The organism is Streptosporangium minutum (genome assembly GCF_002149035.1).
In the GTDB taxonomy this organism is placed as follows: domain Bacteria; phylum Actinomycetota; class Actinomycetes; order Streptosporangiales; family Streptosporangiaceae; genus Streptosporangium; species Streptosporangium minutum.
The window spans coordinates 33,516-50,500 of the sequence record NZ_NGFP01000012.1 but is presented as its reverse complement, the minus strand read 5'-3'; the positions used below and the strand labels follow the sequence as shown (position 1 = coordinate 50,500).

Genomic DNA, 16,985 nt, shown 5'->3' with positions numbered 1-16,985 from the left:
CTGAAGACCGGAGTGCTCGGCGAGGGAGCAGTCCTGCCGACCGGGGGACCAGCCCACGCTTGTGAGACCTGTAAGAGAGGTGTGACCGCATGAGTCACCCCCATCCCGAACTCGGGCCGCCGCCGCTGCTGCCCGAAGGCGCGCTGCGCATCGTCGCGCTGGGCGGTCTCGGTGAGATCGGCCGCAACATGGCGGTGTTCGAGTACGACGGCCGCCTGCTGATCATCGACTGCGGGGTGCTGTTCCCCGAGCCCGACCAGCCGGGCATCGACCTGATCCTGCCCGACTTCGAATACATCCGGGACCGCCTGGACGACGTCGAGGCCGTGGTGCTGACCCATGGGCACGAGGACCACATCGGCGCCGTGCCGTACCTGCTGCGGGAGCGCCGCGACATCCCGGTCGTGGGATCGAAGCTGACGCTGGCGCTGATCGAGGCGAAGCTCACCGAGCACCGCATCCAACCGTCCAAGCTCGAGGTCGTCGAGGGGGAGCGGCACCGGTTCGGGCCGTTCGAGTGCGAGTTCTTCGCGGTCAACCACTCGATCCCGGACGCGCTGGCCGTCGCGGTCAGGACCCCCGCGGGCATCGTGCTGCACACCGGTGACTTCCGGATGGACCAGCTGCCCAGCGACGGGCGGCTGACCGACCTGGGCGGCTTCGCCAGGCTCGGCGCCGAGGGCGTCGACCTGCTGATGTCCGACTCGACGAACGCGGAGGTGCCGGGCTTCGTCACCAGCGAGCGGGAGATCGCGCCGGTCATCGACGAGGTGGTCCGCACCGCCCAGAAACGCGTGATCGTGGCGAGCTTCGCCTCCCACGTCCACCGCGTCCAGCAGGTCATGGACGCCGCGCACAAGCACGGCCGCAAGGTCGCGCTGGTCGGCCGCTCCATGGTGCGCAACATGGGCATCGCCCGTGATCTCGGCTACCTCAAGGTGCCGCCGGGCCTGATCGTCGACTCCAAGGAGATCGAGACCTGGCCGCCGGAGGACGTGGTGCTGATCTGCACCGGCTCCCAGGGGGAGCCGATGGCCGCGCTGTCGCGCATGGCCAACCGCGACCACCCGATCAGGGTCGCCGAGGGCGACACCGTGCTGCTGGCCTCCTCGCTGGTGCCCGGCAACGAGACCTCGGTCAACAAGGTGATCAACGGGCTGGCCCGGTGGGGCGCCCGCGTGGTGCACAAGGGCAACGCGAAGGTGCACGTCTCCGGGCACGCCGCCGCGGGCGAGCTGCTCTACCTGCTCAACGTGACCAGGCCGTCCAACTTCATGCCGGTGCACGGCGAGTGGCGGCACATGCGGGCGCACGCCAAGATCGCCGCGCTGTCCGGGGTGCCCGACGACCACATCGTGATCGCCGAGGACGGCGTCGTGGTCGACCTGCTCGACGGCCGCGCGAAGATCGTGGGCGCGGTCTCCGCCGGCTACGTCTACGTGGACGGCACCTCGGTGGGCGACGTCACCGACTACGCGCTGAAGGACCGGCGGATCCTGGGCGAGGAGGGCTTCATCTCCGTCGTCATCGTGGTCGACACCGCCAACGGCAAGCTCGCCGGCGGCCCGGAGATCCACGCCAGGGGATCGGGCATCGACCCCGACCGCCTGGAGGAGGTCATCCCGCAGATCGAGAAGGCCGTGGAGGAGCACACGGCCGACGGGATGATGGACGTCCAGCAGATCCGCCGGGTGGTCCGCAGGACCGTCGGGCGCTGGGTGAGCGACACCTACCGCCGCCGCCCGATGATCATCCCCGTGGTGATCGAGGTCTGACCTGCTCGCCGTACGGCGGTCACACCGGCCGCCGTACGGCCTGCTCCTCCCGGCGCCGGCGGGCCGGTGATCCTCGCCGGCCCGCCGCGGCCTGCCCGGCGAGCTCCCGCCCGGCCCGCGCGAGGCCTGCCGCGCGCCCACCCCGCAGGCAGGGGCGAGGGGGGAATCCGCGTCAGCCGTACCCAGCCCGACGCGCCCATCCCGCGTGCAGGGGGCGAGGAGGACGTACGGGGTCGCCCAGGCGCAGCGCGCCGGTCGCGCGGCGATGATTGATCCGCCATACGCGTTCGGGTACGGTTCGCACCGCTCCCGGCGAGCCTCCGCGCGATCCACCATCCGTCTCGTTAGCCTCACTAGCATGGCCACCCGTACGTCTAAAGGCGCCTCAGGCAAGACCCCCGCCAAGGGGTCCTCTGGCCGGTCCGGGTCCTCCTCGCCCCGCAAGGCTCCCGCCAGGCGGGGGGCCGCCACGCGGGCGAGGACCACGGCCCAGGCCCGCAGGCCCGTCACGCCGAACCAGGACCCGATCGGCTGGGTCTTCACCATGATCGGCAAATTGTTCATGGGGATCTGGATGCTGCTCGCGGGCGGCATCGGCAGCGCGGCGCGGGCCCTCGGCCAGAATGCGCGGGAGCTGGATCCGGTGCACCGCCGCGACGGGCTCGGCCTGGCGGTGTTCTCCGGGGCGATCGTGCTGGCCGCGATGACCTGGCGGGAGAGCACGGGCACGGTCTCCACGGTGGTCAACGCCGTCATGCACGGCGTCTTCGGCTCGCTGGCCTGGCTGATCCCGATCCTGCTGGCGCTGCTGGCCTGGCGGCTGCTGCGCCACCCGGACCAGAACGCCGACACCGGCCGGATGATCATCGGGTGGTCGGCTCTCACCGTCGGCGTCCTCGGCGTCGTGCACGTCGTGCACGACACGCCGTACCCGTCCGGAGGCGGATCCGACGGCATGGACAAGGTGTCGGCTGCCGGCGGCATGATCGGCTTCGTCGTCTCGGCGCCTCCGGCGAGCATCCTGCCCGCCTTCGTCACCATCCCGCTGCTGCTGATCCTGTCCGGCTTCGGCATCCTGGTGATCACCGCCACGCCGGTGCACCGGATCCCGGAGCGGCTGGCCGAGATCAAGCACATGCTCTTCAACAGGGACCTCCCGGCCAAGCCCCGCGAGCCCAGGAAGCGGCCCTCGCGCAAGAAGCCGGAGGAGGGGGCGGAGGTCGGCGACCACATCAAGCCGTACGACACCCCGGTCGTCACCGAGTCGCAGAACAAGCAGGGCCCCGAGCACTCCCCGGAGATCGTGCCGGGTCTGGCGGACGAGGAGGAGGCCGCGGTCCCCAGGGCCGAGCCGCCCGAGCCGACCCCGGCGCCGCGCAAGGTGGAGCAGCTCGTGCTCTCCTCGCAGTCCGGGCCGTACACCTTGCCGGACTCGCAGCTCCTGCGCCCGGGCAGCGCGCCCAAGCCGCAGACCAAGGCCAACACCGTCGTGGTCAACGCGCTGACCAGCGTGCTGGAGCAGTTCGCCATCGACGCCCAGGTGATCGGGTTCACCCGCGGGCCGACGGTGACGCGCTACGAGATCGAGCTCGGCCCGGCCGTCAAGGTCGAGAAGGTCACCGCGCTCACCAAGAACATCGCCTACGCGGTCAAGTCGGCCGACGTCCGGATCCTGAGCCCGATCCCCGGCAAGTCGGCCATCGGCGTGGAGATCCCGAACACCGACAAGGACCTCGTGTCGCTGGGCGACATCCTCCGCTCCCAGGTGGCCCAGGCCGACCAGCACCCGATGATCGTCGGCCTCGGCAAGGACGTCGAGGGCCGCACGATCGTGGCCAATCTGGCCAAGATGCCGCACCTGCTCATCGCGGGCGCCACCGGCGCCGGTAAGTCGGTCTGCGTCAACGGCCTCATCTCCTCGATCCTGATGCGCGCCACCCCGGACGAGGTCCGCATGGTGCTCGTCGACCCCAAACGGGTCGAGCTGAGTGTCTACGAGGGCATCCCGCACCTCATCACGCCGATCATCACCAACCCCAAGAAGGCCGCCGAGGCGCTGGAGTGGGTGGTGGGCGAGATGGACCGCCGCTACGACGACCTGGCCGCCAGCGGTTTCCGGCACGTCGACGACTTCAACAAGGCCGTGCGGGCGGGCAAGCTCGTGCCGCCGCCGGGCAGCGAGCGGGTCTACCAGCCCTACCCCTACCTGCTGGTGATCGTGGACGAGCTCGCCGACCTGATGATGGTCGCCCCGCGCGACGTCGAGGACTCCATCGTCCGCATCACCCAGCTCGCCCGTGCGGCGGGCATCCACCTGGTGATCGCCACCCAGCGACCCTCGGTGGACGTCGTCACCGGCCTGATCAAGGCCAACGTCCCCTCCCGCCTCGCGTTCGCCACCTCCAGCCTCGCCGACAGCCGGGTCATCCTGGACCAGCCGGGCGCCGAGAAGCTGGTCGGCCAGGGTGACGCGCTGTTCCTGCCGATGGGCGCCAGCAAGCCCATGCGGCTGCAGAACGCCTTCGTCTCCGAGAAGGAGATCAACGAGGTCGTCGCCCATTGCAAGACCCAGATGCAGGTCGAGTACCGCGACGACGTGGCCGCCGCCGCGACCGCCAAGAAGGAGATCGACGAGGACATCGGCGACGACCTCGACCTGCTGATCCAGGCGGCCGAGCTGATCGTGACCACCCAGTTCGGCTCGACCTCGATGCTCCAGCGCAAGCTGCGGGTCGGTTTCGCCAAGGCGGGCCGCCTGATGGACCTGCTGGAGAGCAGGAACGTGGTCGGGCCGAGCGAGGGGTCGAAGGCCCGGGAGGTGATCGTCAAGCCGGACGAACTCGCGGGCCTGCTGGCTGACCTGCGCGGAGAATGACCCCCCACCGCACGAGCCCCGTTCGATTACTGGTTGAATAGGGTTCACTACGCAGCGTCGGGGGCTTGGGGGCGTGCGCTATGAGCATTGGCAGCGATCTGGCAGAGGCGCGTCGGGCGGCGGGTCTGACCGTCGGGCAGTTGAGCGCGCGCACGCGCGTTCGTGAGGCGCTGATCCACGCGATCGAGCGGGATGACTTCTCCCAGTGCGGGGGAGACTTCTACGCGCGGGGACACATCCGTAACATCTCCAAGGTCATCGGGCTGGACCCGGAGACCATGGTGCACAAGTACGACGAGTCGCACGGGGGCGTGCCGCTGCCTGTGCGGGCGGCCAGTGTGTTCCAGGCGGACACGCCGATCAAGATCCGGGAGAGCCGTTCACCCAACTGGACGACCGCGATGGCGGTCGCGCTGGCCATCGTCGTGGTGTTCGGCGTGGTGAAGATGATGGGCGGCGGGGACACGCCCACGGCGGACGTCCGCCCGGCCTCGGTGCCGGCCGTGCCGCCGCCGGCGGCCTCGCCGACCGGCCGGGCCGTCACGCCGAACCCGTCGCGCCACGCGGCGGCGCCGGCGACCGGCAAGCGGGGCGACCTGGTCGTCTTCCAGGTCAAGGCGAAGCGCTCGTCCTGGCTCGACGTGACGGAAACGGGAGGCCGGAAACTCTTCTCCGGCATGCTGGAGGCGGGTAAAACCTCCGTCTGGAAGGCGAAGAAGGGGGTGAAGGTCACCTTCGGCGACGGGGGAGCCTTCCTGCTGCAGGTGAACGGCAAGAATCTCGGGACCCCCGGTCCCTCGGGACAGGTCCTCAACCGCTCCTACGGGGCCTCCGCGCCCCAGCCCGGTTAGTCCCGCGGCGAGCTTGTGACGGGGGAGGTGCATCGGTAGTGGCCAACTCCCGATACCGTAGTGTTCACCATGTCATCCCGCCGAACCGCATCGCTGATCACACTGGGCTGCGCGCGCAACGAGGTCGACTCCGAGGAGCTCGCCGCGCGTCTTGAGGCTGCCGGTTGGCAGGTGGGCGACGACGACCCCGATGTCATCGTCGTCAACACCTGCGGCTTCATCGACTCAGCGAAAAAGGACTCCATCGACACGCTGCTCGCCGCGGCCGACTCCGGGGCCAAGGTGGTCGCCGCGGGCTGTATGGCCGAGCGCTACGGCGACCAGCTCGCCGACGCGCTGCCCGAGGCGGCGGCCGTCATCTCCTTCGACGACTACACCCAGATCGGCACGCGTCTGGACGACGTGCTGGAGGGCAAGCCGCTCGTCCCGCACAGTCCCCGTGACCGCAGGACCCTGCTGCCCATCTCGCCGGTCGAGCGCGCCGCCGCCCCCAAGACCAACATCCCCGGCCACGGGGAGCTGCCCGACGGGCTGGCTCCCGCCAGCGGCCCCCGGCCGCTGCGCAAGCGCCTGGGCGACGGGCCGGTGGCCTCGCTGAAGCTGGCCTCCGGCTGCGACCGGCGCTGCACCTTCTGCGCCATCCCGGCCTTCCGCGGCGCCTACGTCTCACGCAGTCCCGAGGAGCTCGTCAGCGAGGCCGCGTGGCTGGCCGGGCAGGGCGTCAAGGAGCTCGTGCTGGTCAGCGAGAACTCCACCTCCTACGGCAAGGACCTCGGCGACCTGCGGGCACTGGAGAAGCTGCTGCCCTCCCTCGCCGCGACCGAGGGCATCGAGCGGGTGCGGGTCAGCTACCTGCAGCCCGCCGAGCTCCGCCCGGGCCTGCTGGAGATGATCGCCTCGACCGAGAGCGTGGCCCCCTACTTCGACCTCTCCTTCCAGCACGCCAGCGGCTCGGTGCTGCGCCGGATGCGCCGCTTCGGCGACCCCCGGCGCTTCCTCGACCTGCTGGAGAGCGTCCGGGCGATCGCCCCCGAGGCGGGCGTGCGCTCCAACTTCATCGTGGGCTTCCCCGGCGAGACCGAGGAGGAGTTCGCCGAGCTGACGGCTTTCCTCCAGGAGGCCAGGCTCGATGTGATCGGCGTCTTCGGCTACTCCGACGAGGACGGCACCGAGGCGGCAGCGCTCCCCGGGAAGCTGGACCAGGAGACCGTCGACGCCCGGGTGGCCGCGCTCACCGAGCTGGCCGAGGAGCTCATGGCCCAGCGGGCCGAGGAGCGGATCGGCACGGAGGTGGACGTCCTCATCGAGGAGGATCTCGGCGACGGCGGCTACGAAGGCCGTGCGGCCCACCAGGGGCCGGAGGTCGACGGTTCCGTGACGGTCCAGGGCATCGGCCTGGTCCCCGGCCAGATCGTCCGGGCCGTCGTGGTCGACTCCGAAGGGGTCGACCTGATCGCCCGAATCAAGGCAGCCTCGTGAACGCGCCGCCGGGCCGGGAGAGCGTATGACCAACACGCCAGAGACCGGCACTGATCCGACCGCGGCAGCCACGCGCCCCAAGGTGAGCGCATGGAACATCGCCAACGTCGTCACGGTGATACGGCTGGCGATGGTTCCGTTCTTCGTGTTCTGTCTCTTCCTGCCGGGCTCCGGCTGGCGCGTCACCGCGCTGGTGGTCTTCCTGGTGGCCTCGCTCACCGATCTGCTCGACGGGGAGCTGGCGCGCCGCTACGGCCTCGTCACCGACTTCGGGAAGATCGCCGACCCGATCGCCGACAAGGCCCTGATCGGTGCCGCACTGATCAGCCTCTCGGCCCTGGAAGAGCTGGCCTGGTGGGTCACCATCGTGATCCTCGGCAGGGAGCTGGCAGTCACCGTCCTGCGCTTCGCGGTCATCAGGCACGGCGTCATACCGGCCAGCTACGGCGGCAAGGTGAAGACCGTCCTGCAGATCGCGGCGATCGTCTCCTACATGTGGCCGGGTGTGCCCGAGCCGATCCGCTGGACCGTCATGGGGGCGGCTGTCGTCGTGACGGTGGGCACGGGGCTCGACTACGTGATCCGCGCGGTCAAACTGCGGCAGGTGGCGAAGCGGGCGCGGGCCCGATGAGTCACCGCCTGCTCGCCGCCACCCACGTGCTCTCGCTGCTCGTCCGCAAGGGCGAGACGGTGGCGGTGGCGGAGTCGCTGACGGCGGGGCTGATCGGCGCCGCGCTCACCGGCCCCGCCGGTGCGTCGGCGGCCTTCGTGGGCGGGGTCGTCTCCTATGCCACCGAGCTCAAGGAGCGCCTGCTGGGCGTCCCCGCCGAGCTGCTGGAACGCGAGGGGGCCGTCCACCCGCAGGTCGCCGCGGCGATGGCGAGCGGTGTGCGCCGGCTCACCGGTTCCACCTACGGTCTGGCCGCCACCGGGGTGGCCGGTCCCGATCCGCAGGACGGCAAACCGGTCGGCACCGTGCACCTGGCCGTTAGCGGGCCCGATGGGCGGGTATGGCACCGGGATCTCCGGCTTGACGGGTCACGTGAGGAAATTCGCCAATCGACGGTGAATGAGGCTGTGGATCTGCTGCAAGGTGTGCTGGAGGCGAACTTGGGGGAACATTCCGGGTGATTACCGCGTTACGTCCCCAGCGAACATGCTCACCACGGTCTGCCGCGGTGTCGGTGGATACAGGTACGGTGGAGATGTGAGTGAGGTAAAGGTCAAGCGATGATGACGGCGAGGAGTATGTACCAAGGGTCGCGTTCGAAGAACGGGCGGCACGAACCGATCGCGCGGAGTGTCGCGAAGACGCCCGCGCCGGGGAGGGAGCGACAGATGGTCCTGCTGCGTCAGCTGCTCGGTGACGTGTTGCGGCGGCTGCGGGTGCGGCAGAGCCGCACCTTGCGTGAGGTGTCCACACTGGCCCGTGTCTCCCTCGGATACCTGTCCGAGGTGGAACGTGGTCAGAAGGAAGCCTCTTCTGAGCTGCTCGCGTCAATCTGCGGCGCCCTCGGGGTGCCGCTTTCACAGGTGCTCCGTGAGGTCTCCGACCAGTTCGCACTGGCCGAGCTCCAGCACGCCCCAGTGCTCGCCGGCGATGTTCCCGAACGGGAGCGTCTGCCGATCGCCGAGACCGTGCCCGGTTCCCTCCCGGATTCCGTCTTTCCCGAAGTCAACGACATGGTCGCCGCTTAGCCGGTCGGTTCTTCCGGCTGGCAGTGACGGCACCAGAAGATCAGCCGTTCCTGCGGCTGTGCCCCCATCTCCCCGCGACTGATCCGACGTCCGCAGCGCAGGCAAGGTCTTCCTGCCCTGCCGTAGACCCACGTGCTCCGGCCCGCGCGGGCATCGCCCGTCATCACGCGCCGTTCCCGCTCTCTGTTGGTGTGCAGTAACCGCTGCGCGAGCGCAACGATCCTCCTCACATCCTCGATCGTCCCCACCGGCCGCCACGGCGAGACCCCCGCGAGGAAAAGCGTCTCGGCCCGATAGACGGTGCCGATCCCCGCCAGGTTGCGCTGGTCGAGCAGCGCCTCTCCGATGGTCAGCCCGGGGTTCCCCGCCAGCCGCCGTACGGCCTCCGCCGGATCCCAGTCCGGTCCCAGCAGGTCGGGTCCGAGATGCCCGACGAGCCGATCCTCCTCAGCGGTCGTCACCAGGTCGACCACGCCGAGCCGTACTCCCACCGCCTGCCATTCGGCGTTGGCCAGCACCAGGCGGACCACGTCGCCGGGGGGCGGCCGACGGCCGGCGGGTGAGATCTGCCAGCTCCCCTCCATGCGCAGATGGGTGTGGACGGTCAGGCCGCCGTCGACCCGGGTGAGCAGGTGTTTGCCGCGCGAGACGGTCTCCAGCACGGCACGGCCGGTGAGATCGGCCGTGGCGTGGCGTGGCACGCGGAAGTCGGAACGCGTCAGGATCCGGCCGTCGAGTGCCTGGCCGAGCCGCCTCGCGGTGCGGTAGACGACGTCGCCCTCGGGCACGGGAGCCCGCTCAGTCCCAGGCGGCGGGGTCGGCGGCGAGCTGGCGGACCCGCTCGGGAAGCGCGCCGGTGGCCACGCTGTCAAGCGTGACCTCCTCCAGGATCGCCCGCTCGCTGGCCCGCAACGCGATCCAGACCTGCTGCAACGACTCGGCGGGGCCCCGGTAGTCGACATGCTCGGGCCGCTCGCCCCGCACGTTGGCCAGCGGGCCGTCCACGGCGCGGATCACGTCGGCCAAGGTGATCTCCGCGGCCGGCCGGGCCAGCACGTAACCGCCCTCGGGGCCACGCTGACCGCGGACCAGGCCCGCCCGGCGCATCTGCAGGAGGATGTTCTCCAGATACTTGGGCGGCATGTCCTGCTCTTTGGCCAGCTCACCCACAGTGGTTGGTCCCTCGCCGGCGGCGGCGAGTTCGGCGGCGGCACGCAGGGCATAGTCGACACGAGCGGATAGACGCATGTAATCGATTATCCCGCCTGCTATTGACTGCTTATGCGCTAGGTCAGGAAAGAATTGAGTCGGCGTCCGTCACCCTCGGTCACCACGGGGCTGTCCAGCCAGGTGTCGCCGGGCGCGGGCCGGTGCACGACGTAGTGGTGGGGCGTCATGGCGGAGGTGCGGCCCGGCAGCAGGGCGAGACAGGCGGCGTGGATCTCCTCGGGGGTTCCCGAGGTGACGTGGCAGATCAGGCGTCCGTCGGCACCGTGGATCACGCGGTGCGGCCGCCCGCCGACGGCCTCGCCGACCAGCCGGCCGACCGCGTCGAGGCTCACCCAGCAGGAGTCGACGTGGACCCAGCCGGGTCCGTGGCCGGCGGGCGCGACCCCGGAGACGGCCGGGATCTCCGCCGTGGGGATCACCCGGTCCCCGGCCTCGATCAGCAGCCTGACGAGCCCGGTCCCGAAACCCTCCGCCTCCTGGCGGGACATCACCCGTGGATCGATCCAGAACGTCAGGTCCACCTCTTCCTCCAGCCGGTTGGCCCAGAGTGCGAGATGCGCGGGGAGCGAGGCCTCGGGCAGCCAGCCGCACTCGACGTCGGCGGCGGGCGGGGGCTCCCGGTCGGCGACGGTGACGCCGCTCATGTCGTTGAAGACGCAGTCGCGTGCGAAGTTCACCCCCCGCTCGGCGTTGACGCCCTCGATGACCTCCCAGAGCGCGGTGGAGTCGAAGCGGCTGTGCTGGTATCCGGCCAGGGAGGCGCCGCGGAAGCGCCGGACCGCCTCATCGAAGGTGGGAACGTCGAGGTCGGCGGCCATCAGCGCGTCCTGGGCCAGCGGCCCCACGTAGTCGCGCAGCTCGGGACGGACCCGGTTGCTCGACAGCGAGGCGATCACGCAGGTCCGCTGGGTGTTCCGCAGGCCGATCAGCATGCCCAGCGCGGCGAGCGTCACCACCGAGCGGCTTGCCCCGGTACGGCTCGCGACGGCGCCCAGCGCCTCGCCGGCCACGGCGGAGCGGACCCTGAGCCGTGGGCGGATCGCGTCGGCGTCGGCCACCTCGTCGATCGCGAACATGGACTGCGGCACGCGCCTGAGCTGGGTCTCCCAGTGCCGCAGCGCCGCCTCGGTGCGCCGCCGGGCGAGCGGGGTGCCCTCGGCGACGGCCAGTTCGAGCGGCTGCATGGGGCACGGAGCGGGTACGGCGTCACCCCGGATCAGGCGTTCCCACTCACGCATGACGGTGGCCAGGCCGATCGCGTCCACCGAGGTGTGGGGGAGGACGAAGACCGCCCGGCGCGGCACGTCCCTGTCGGTGATCACGGCAACCCGGATGGGGAGCTCGGCCTCCACGTCGAACCGGGCGCCCTGCATCCGCAGGCCGACCTCCTCGGCGAGCCCGTCCAGGGCGTGCTCGGCGGCCTCCGGCCCGGCGCCGTCCGTCGCGGCGCCGTACACCTCGATGGGGAACACCCCGGCCCCGGGCACATGCTGGACGCCGGAGCGGATGGTGGCCCGGAGGCTCTCGTGCCGGGAGAGCAGCCGTCCGACCGCCTCGGTGACGGCGGTGAAGGTCGTTCCCGCCGGAAGGTGTTTGGTGACGCGGAAGTTCATGTGGAGCGGCGGGTCGCGGAGCACGCAACGCGCCATGTTGGCCTGACCCATCGTGACGGGCCCGTTCCGGGTCGGCCGTCCCGCGTAGTCGGCTGCGATCCTGATGATGGTGTCCATGTCGAGACCTGCCTCGCCACCCACGGAAGGCTCTTACTGAAAAGAACCTTTACCGTTTTCGGGAGTGTTCCACGCGACGGGCGAGCGTCGCAAGCCTCGATTTTCCGGCGGCGGGGAGAAAGGGGGCCGGGGAGAGCGGTTTCCCGGCGACGCGGACATGGCGCGGGGTGGACACGGTGCGGGCGCGGGACGGATCGGGCGGATCGGGCGACGCGGGCGCGGGCGGACCGGGAGGCGGGCGGCATGGCGAGGGGCGCCCCTGCGGCCCCCCGCGAGGCCTCCATGGGGCTAAACTATCAGGAAGCCTTATTAATGAATAGAACCGCTATTCTTATCTGAATGTAAAAGCGACGGGGAAACGGCGAACAAGAGAGCATGCGTATGGAGCGACGTCCTGGCGTGCCCAGGCTATTGAGGGAGATCAACGACCGGGCCGCCCTGGAGCTGTTGCTTGACTCGGGACCGCTGACGCGGGGCCAGATCGGGGAGCTCACCGGCCTTTCCAAGGTGACGGCGTCACAGACGCTCGCCCGTCTGGAGGAGCGCGGTCTGGTCGAGGTGGCGGGGGAGCAGGCGGGCGGGAGAGGGCCTAATGCGGCGCTTTATGGAATTATCCCCTCCTCTGCCTATGTGGCGGGCCTGGATGTCGGCCCGGAATTCGTCACCACCGCCATCGCGGATATCCACGGGGAGATCGTCGCCGAGGTGACGGTCGCGCCGAACGGGCACGACGACCCGGTCGCCCTCGTGCACAGCGCGGTCGTCAAGGCATGCCGGTCGGCCAAGGTCGCGCTCTCCAAGCTGCGGTCGGTCGTGATCGGCACGCCGGGTGTGGTCGATCCCCGGACCGGGGACGTCCGTTTCTCCTTCGACCTGCCGGGCTGGCACGAGGGCATCCATGAGGCGCTCGCCCGTGACCTGCGTCGGGACATCAAGATTGAAAACGATGTGAACCTCGTCGCCGTCGCCGAGCGCACCCTGGGCGCGGCGCGGGACGTCGACGACTTCGTGCTGCTCTGGGTGGGCCGGGGCATCGGCCTCGGCGTCGTGCTCGGTGGCCGGCTGCACCGCGGCCGGTCCGGGAGCGCGGGCGAGATCGGTTACCTCCCCGTGCCCGGCGTGCCGCTGGCCGCGGACGTGCGGGCGGTGCCCGGGCGGCTGCCCTCGCTCGCGGGCGGCCTGCAGTCGCTGGTCAGCGCGGAGGCGGTGGCCGAGCTCGCCGCCACCCACGGCTTCGGGGGAGGCAGCGCCGCCGAGTGCGTCGCGGCGGCCGTCGAGGCCGGGGAGCGCGGGGAGCCCCTGCTGGACGAGATCGCCGAGCGGTTGGCGCTGGGCGTGGCATCGGTCTCCGTCGTGCTCGACCCCGGGCTCGTGGTGCTGGCAGGAGAGGTGAGCCAGGCGGGCGGGGGCGCGCTGACCTCCAGGATCGAGGAGGCGGTGGCCCGGATCTGCCCGGTCCGCCCGCAGGTGGTAGCCAGCGAGGTCGAGGGGAACCCGGTGCTGCGCGGTGCGGTTCTCGCCGCCCTGGAGCAGGCGCGCGAGGAGATCTTCGCGCCCTGAGAGCCCGGTGGGACAGACGATTCTTCCAGCTCCGTACCCGTTGCGGTGCCGCGAAGATCGTCTATGCTGGCGCGGAAATGTCATAGAAAAGACATGATTCCGTGATCAGAGATCGGGGTTCTATGACGGTCGTCATCGCCGTTCTGCATGCCGAGGACGTCGCTCTCGAGTTCGTGTCCGTCCTGAGGCGTCACGCCGACCGGGACATCAGGGTGGTCGTCGGTCAGTCGGCGTCGTGGGTGACCCTGCCGGCGGGGCTGCCGCCGGGGGAGCGGCTGGAGCTGCTGGCCCCCCTCGTGGAGCCCGGCGGCAACACGGCCCCGCTGCCGGCCCCCGAGGAGGTGGCCGGCTGGCTGGGCGGGCCGCCCGCCGAGGTCTGGACCCATTCGCCGGCCGACCACCGGATCCGCCGGGCCCGGTTCGGCTGGACCGTCTCCCGCGCGGTCCCCGGCCTGACCGTGACGTACTCGGTGGGGGACAACCCCTTCCTGCAGACGGTCCCCGGTGAGGCGATCGCGCTCATCGGGACCGAGGCCGACATCAAGATCGATTTCATCAACCGGCACGCCGGGGAGCTGCTCCGCAGCCGGGTGGCCGACCGGCTCGTCACCACCGACCGGGTCCCGGTGGTCGAACGCTTCTTCGCCGCCGATGCGACCCAGGCCAACCGGCTGTACGCGCTGATCTCCAGCCTCGGGGACGACGCCGCGGTGGCCGACGACCCATGGGAGTTCGGCCGGTCGGCCTACGAGGCCGCCCGGCTCGACGCGACGGCGGCATGGGTCGCCCGGTGGTGCGCGCCGGACGACGGGCCGATAGTGGAGGTGGGCGCCTGCGAGGGCGAGCTGACCCGGCGGCTGGCCGGGAACGGGTACACCCTCCAGGCCACCGAGCCCAACGCCGGGTTCCGGGCCCGGCTGGCCGAGCGGCTGGGGGCCGGTCCGGGCTCCGGCCCCGGTACGGCAGGGCTGACGGGAGCCCGAGGCGGCGCCGATCCGGGTGCGGCCAGACCGGCGGGAGCCGGAGTCGTCACGGCGGAGCGGTCCGGGCCCGGGGTGGAGGTGACGCCGGACAGCCTGGAGGACCTGGCCGCCCACCGGAACCGTCCGGCCGCGGCGTACCTGCTGATCGAGATGCTCTACTACGACCAGGACCTGGCGCTGCTCGACGCCCTGCCGACCGACCGGATCCTCATCGCCCTGGAGACCGGTCAGCTCAACGACCGGGTCTGGCCGTGGCTGCGGCGGCAGTCCACCTGGCGGGTGGCCGAACGGCTCGAACTCGCCCCGCCGACGCTGGAGTCCATCTGCGACGGCCTCGCCTACCTGCGCAAGCGAGGCAGCCGCGGGCTCGTGCTGACCAGGTCAGGGGAGGCGGGGTGAGCTGGCGGACGATCGTGGTCTCGCCGCATTTCGACGACGCGGTCCTGTCGGTGGCGGGGCTGCTCGCCCGCGACGAGGGGCCGGCGGTGGTCGTCACGGCGCTGGGCGGGACGCCGGGCGAGGAGATCTCGGCATGGGACCGGCTGTGCGGGTTCGCCTCGGCAGAGGAGACCGCGCGGGAACGGCGGGCGGAGGACGCGCGGGCGTGCGAGATCCTCGGCGTGGACCAGGTGGCGCTGGCGCATCCCGACGCCCCGGTGGCGGGGCTGCGGCTCCGGGAGCTGGAGGGCTTCCTCGCCGGCCACGTCACACCGGAGACGCGGGTGCTGATCCCGATGGGGATCGGCAACGCCGACCACGAGGCGGTCCGCGACCAGGCGCTGGACGCGCTGCGCAAGGCCGGCGCCCGGCCGCCGTGGGTCTACGCCGACCTTCCGTACGCCGCCGCCGTCCGTGAGTGGGGGACCGCCTCGGCCGATCAGGCCCTGGCCGGCAAGCCGCCGGTCCGGGCCCTCGCGGAGCGGCACCGGATCCGCCCCGAGCTGCGGATCCGGCTGGAGGGCGACGAGTGGACGGCCAAGCGGCGTGCCGTGCTGGCGTACGCCTCACAGATCGCACCGCTCGCCTGCGACTACGGGGAGTTCCTCGCCATGCCGGGCCCGCTCCAGCACGAGCTGGTGTGGGCCGTCGACGACTGACGCCCGGCCGCGCCGGCCCGGTCCGTCCGGCGGCCATCCCCGGGTGGCCGCCGTGAGGCGTTCCGCAGGGCTCAGCGCGGGCCGGTGCGGGTCAGGGAGGACTGACCGGCCAGGAGTTCGGCCGCCGCCTGGCCGCACGCGGTCGTCGCGCCGTAGGTGGTGATGTGCGTGCCGCCGGGCGTCCCGGGGCCCGGCAGCCCCATCTCCACCACGACCGCGTCGGGACGCCCGGACAGCAGCGCGTCGAGCCGGGCCGACACCCAGGCGTGCCGGTGGGCGTCCCGCACCACGATCACCAGCGGGCGCCCGCCGGGCACCGGCGGGACCTCGTCCTCGGGGCCGAGCCGTACCGCCGTGGTGCCGGGGAGCAGCGCCGACAGCGGCGTGGCGACGCCCCACGGGGTGGCCCGGTCGATGGCGATGTTCGTCTCGGACACGAACTCGATCACCTGCGGCGCCGAGGTCAGCGGCAGCCCCGCGCCGAGGACCCGCACGGCACGCCGGGCCGCCGTGAGCCCGGCCGGGGTGAGAGGCGCCTGATCCGTCGCCCACGCGACCTGGCGCTGCTCGGCCGACCAGGCGGCCAGGCGGCGCACCCGGGAGGCGGCCTCGGCCAGGCGCTCCTCGGGGAGCGTGCCGTCGATCACGGCGGCCATGATGGCGTTGCGCATGAATCCGACCACGCCGGCCCCCTTGCGCTCGCCGCCCACGCAGACGGCGTCGGCCCCGGCGGCCAGGGCCCGGACGGCCGCGCCGGTCACGCCGTACCGCTCGGCGACCGAGGGCATCTCCACGCCGTCGGTCACGATCAGGCCGTCGAAGCCGAGCTCCTCGCGGAGCAGCCCGACCAGGATGCGGCTGCTCATCGTGGCGGGGAAGTCGGGGTCGTAGGCGGGGACGAGCAGGTGGCCGGTCATCACGGCCCGCACCCCGGCCTCGATGGCGGTCCGGTACGGCGGGAGCGCCGTGGCGGCGAGCTCCTCGGCGGAGTAGGACACGGTCGGCAGGTCGTTGTGGGAGTCCACGGCGGTGGCCCCGTGACCGGGGAAGTGCTTGGCGCAGGCGGCCACCCCGGACGACTGGAGGCCGGTGACCCACGCGCGGGCGTGCCGGGCCACCAGCCAGGGGTCGGCGCCGAACGCGCGGGTGCCGACGACGGGGTTGTCCAGATCGGAGTTGACGTCCACCACGGGGGCGTAGTTCAGGGTGATGCCGGCCTCGGCCATGTCGCGCCCGACCCCGCGGGCGACCAGCTCGGTCAGCTCGGGGTCGTCCACCGCGCCGAGCGCGAGGTTCCCCGGGCGGGAGCTGCCGGTGAGCGCCTCCAGCCGGGTGACGTCGCCAGCCTCCTCGTCGGTGGCGATCACCACGTCGGGGTTCTCCGCCCTGAGAGCGGCGGTCAGCGCTCTGACCTGCGCACTGTCTACAAGGTTTCGGGAGTAGAGCGCAACCCCTCCGAGCCCCTCGCCGAGGCGTCTGCGCAGCCAGTCGGGCACCTCCACACCCACGAACCCGGGCTGTAGCACGGTGTCGGCAAGCCCGGCCAGTTCGGGGCTCGCGCCACTCAGGCCGCCACGAACGATCATCAGAGCCTCCAGATTCGGTTCACCACTCATCGCTTGTTTCAGGCGTACCACATGTGTAGCATTCGGGTTGCGTAAATAGACAGGAAACTTTCCTATTAAAAGTCTGTCCGGGGTGACCCAT

General features: G+C 71.3%; 14 protein-coding genes. 10 read left to right on the top strand and 4 right to left on the bottom strand.

Annotated elements, in window-relative coordinates:
• The first annotated feature begins 89 nt into the window (after window positions 1–89).
• The 7 genes from CA984_RS04655 (at window position 90) to CA984_RS04625 (ending at window position 8,678) form a co-directional block, all read left to right on the top strand.
• A complete protein-coding gene (locus tag CA984_RS04655; RefSeq protein ID WP_086568515.1) occupies window positions 90–1,775 on the top strand; it encodes a ribonuclease J in 1,686 nt (561 codons plus the stop codon).
• 358 nt (window positions 1,776–2,133) lie between these two features.
• Window positions 2,134–4,650 carry a DNA translocase FtsK gene (locus CA984_RS04650; protein WP_086568513.1) on the top strand — a complete coding sequence of 839 codons (2,517 nt, stop codon included), beginning with the start codon at window positions 2,134–2,136 and terminating at the stop codon, window positions 4,648–4,650.
• An 80-nt stretch (window positions 4,651–4,730) separates the two neighbouring features.
• Complete coding sequence (locus CA984_RS04645; RefSeq protein WP_086568511.1) at window positions 4,731–5,501, top strand: helix-turn-helix domain-containing protein; 771 nt, start codon at window positions 4,731–4,733, stop codon at window positions 5,499–5,501.
• Window positions 5,502–5,570: 69 nt separating this feature from the next.
• Complete coding sequence (gene rimO, locus CA984_RS04640; RefSeq protein ID WP_086568561.1) at window positions 5,571–6,980, top strand: 30S ribosomal protein S12 methylthiotransferase RimO; 1,410 nt, start codon at window positions 5,571–5,573, stop codon at window positions 6,978–6,980.
• 25 nt (window positions 6,981–7,005) lie between these two features.
• Window positions 7,006–7,611, top strand: a complete 606-nt coding sequence (gene pgsA / locus CA984_RS04635; protein ID WP_086568509.1) for a CDP-diacylglycerol--glycerol-3-phosphate 3-phosphatidyltransferase — start codon at window positions 7,006–7,008, stop codon at window positions 7,609–7,611.
• The gene (locus tag CA984_RS04630; protein WP_031163024.1) at window positions 7,608–8,111 is read left to right on the top strand and encodes a CinA family protein; all 504 of its coding nucleotides are present in this window, start codon (window positions 7,608–7,610) and stop codon (window positions 8,109–8,111) included. Before pgsA ends, CA984_RS04630 begins: the two co-directional genes overlap by 4 nt.
• A 207-nt stretch (window positions 8,112–8,318) precedes the next feature.
• Entirely contained in the window at window positions 8,319–8,678 is a 360-nt protein-coding gene (locus CA984_RS04625) for a helix-turn-helix domain-containing protein (RefSeq protein WP_086568506.1), read from the top strand.
• On the opposite strand, the gene CA984_RS04620 is transcribed toward CA984_RS04625, so the two are convergent.
• Genes CA984_RS04620 through CA984_RS04610 form a run of 3 tightly spaced genes read right to left on the bottom strand, consistent with a single transcriptional unit; the run spans window position 8,675 to window position 11,638 of the window.
• Window positions 8,675–9,466, bottom strand: coding sequence for an Fpg/Nei family DNA glycosylase (locus CA984_RS04620; RefSeq protein ID WP_086568503.1), 792 nt, complete (start codon window positions 9,464–9,466; stop codon window positions 8,675–8,677). The two genes, CA984_RS04625 and CA984_RS04620, sit on opposite strands and share 4 nt — an antisense overlap.
• A gap of 10 nt (window positions 9,467–9,476) precedes the next feature.
• Window positions 9,477–9,926, bottom strand: coding sequence for an RrF2 family transcriptional regulator (locus tag CA984_RS04615; protein ID WP_012888906.1), 450 nt, complete (start codon window positions 9,924–9,926; stop codon window positions 9,477–9,479).
• 38 nt (window positions 9,927–9,964) lie between these two features.
• Entirely contained in the window at window positions 9,965–11,638 is a 1,674-nt protein-coding gene (locus CA984_RS04610) for a condensation domain-containing protein (RefSeq protein WP_086568501.1), read from the bottom strand.
• Window positions 11,639–12,019: 381 nt separating this feature from the next.
• Between CA984_RS04610 and CA984_RS04605 the strand changes: the two genes are divergently transcribed.
• The 3 genes from CA984_RS04605 to CA984_RS04595 all read left to right on the top strand — a co-directional run bounded on the left by CA984_RS04605 (window position 12,020) and on the right by CA984_RS04595 (window position 15,278).
• On the top strand, window positions 12,020–13,198 hold the full coding sequence (locus CA984_RS04605) for an ROK family transcriptional regulator (RefSeq protein WP_086568499.1): 1,179 nt from the start codon (window positions 12,020–12,022) through the stop codon (window positions 13,196–13,198).
• Window positions 13,199–13,320: 122 nt separating this feature from the next.
• Window positions 13,321–14,580: a hypothetical protein gene (locus CA984_RS04600; protein WP_086568496.1), complete on the top strand. Its 1,260-nt coding sequence runs from the start codon at window positions 13,321–13,323 to the stop codon at window positions 14,578–14,580.
• Complete coding sequence (locus CA984_RS04595) at window positions 14,577–15,278, top strand: PIG-L deacetylase family protein (RefSeq protein WP_086568493.1); 702 nt, start codon at window positions 14,577–14,579, stop codon at window positions 15,276–15,278. Before CA984_RS04600 ends, CA984_RS04595 begins: the two co-directional genes overlap by 4 nt.
• A 71-nt stretch (window positions 15,279–15,349) precedes the next feature.
• On the opposite strand, the gene CA984_RS04590 is transcribed toward CA984_RS04595, so the two are convergent.
• Window positions 15,350–16,864: a glycoside hydrolase family 3 protein gene (locus tag CA984_RS04590; RefSeq protein ID WP_086568491.1), complete on the bottom strand. Its 1,515-nt coding sequence runs from the start codon at window positions 16,862–16,864 to the stop codon at window positions 15,350–15,352.
• Window positions 16,865–16,985: the final 121 nt, after the last annotated feature.